This window comes from Marinobacter sp. (genome assembly GCF_035268745.1).
GTDB lineage: Bacteria > Pseudomonadota > Gammaproteobacteria > Pseudomonadales > Oleiphilaceae > Marinobacter.
On the sequence record NZ_DATFKH010000032.1, the window covers coordinates 1 to 1,266 of the forward strand.

Annotated in this window: 1 protein-coding gene; it reads right to left on the reverse strand. The window is 59.3% G+C overall.

Translation table 11 applies throughout. The features are described from left to right. Positions 1–92 precede the first annotated feature (92 nt). Positions 93–989, reverse strand: a complete 897-nt coding sequence (locus VJ956_RS02295; protein ID WP_324081185.1) for a D-hexose-6-phosphate mutarotase — start codon at positions 987–989, stop codon at positions 93–95. Positions 990–1,266 lie beyond the last annotated feature (277 nt).

Genomic DNA, 1,266 nt, shown 5'->3' on the forward strand with positions numbered 1-1,266 from the left:
GGACACGCCGTGAATACATCCATGTAGGCTCGGATGCAGCATCCCTGCTGCATACGGTCCTGAATGGACGTGTCCGCCTACTTTCTTTCGGCTTAGTACAGTCGGCCAATCATAACGCCAATGGTATGGCTTTGCCCTGGAATGAGCACCCGATAATCGGACAGCGCATTGGCGGTTTCCACACACAGCATTCGCCGCCAGCCCGAATCGGGGAAATCTGACAGCCGGGCTGCCTTGTCCGGTCCCGGGTTCCATACCACCGTAGAGTCACTGCCAACCGCTTGCAATGACCGGGTTGCGGTTGGCGTAATGACCCTGAGCGGTCTGCCGCTTTCGTAGATCCGGTCGGTTTCGCCGGCAAACCTGACCGGGCCCTGTTGTGTGAAGTCGCTCCAGTTTTCCAGCGCATCGATATAGACACAGTCATCCAGGCCCTGAATATGGGTCCGGGCAATGTCGGCCGTTGGCAGATAGGTATGCAATGCCTGGGTCAGGGCCAGCGGCGAGTCTCCCAGATTGGTGGTTGTCAGCGCGACCTGAAAGCCATCGGCGGCAAACGTGAAAGTGGCCAGACACAGTGCGCTGCCATTCCAGGCTTCGGCAAAATCCTGGTTGGCATGCAGGGACAGGCTGATTTCAACTTCCCTGGCACTTTCCCGGACGTCTTCCAGCTTCCAGAGCGCGGTTCTGGCAAATCCGTGGGAAGCGCCGGCCAGAATGCGGCGGCGGACTTCCGGCGGGTTTTTGCCGGGCACACCGAACCAGGGCCAGCAGATGGGAATGCCCCCGCGGATCGCCTGACCGGGTTTGAAAACGGCGTTGTCGCTGACCCAGAGCCAGTCGCGTTCGTCACGGGGCATGAACCGGGTCAGATGGGCCCCCTGGATAAAAAGCCTGACCTTGAACAAGGGGTGGTGTATTTCAACAGCTTCCAGCTGCCCGACCGTTGTCCAGCGAGTAAATGACCATTGACCGGGTGTTATTGCCAAGCTTGGCCTCGTCGTCGTGATTTCGGCATTTTCTTATCTGCAGGGTAAATTAAAACATCGTGCCGGGCGAGATTCCGGCATAGAATTCCGGTATCTGTTTTATTCCCGGGGTGTTGCCTGTGACCTCTGCTGCCATGACTGCTCCTGAAGCCCGGCCCTCTGGCCCGGCGCAGCCTATGGATTCCGGGCAGGCCGGGGCTGAATGGCTGGACACTCTGGCCGATGGCCTGAGCAACCATGGCTGGCTGAGTGTGGACGCCCGCCCGATGCTTGGCCC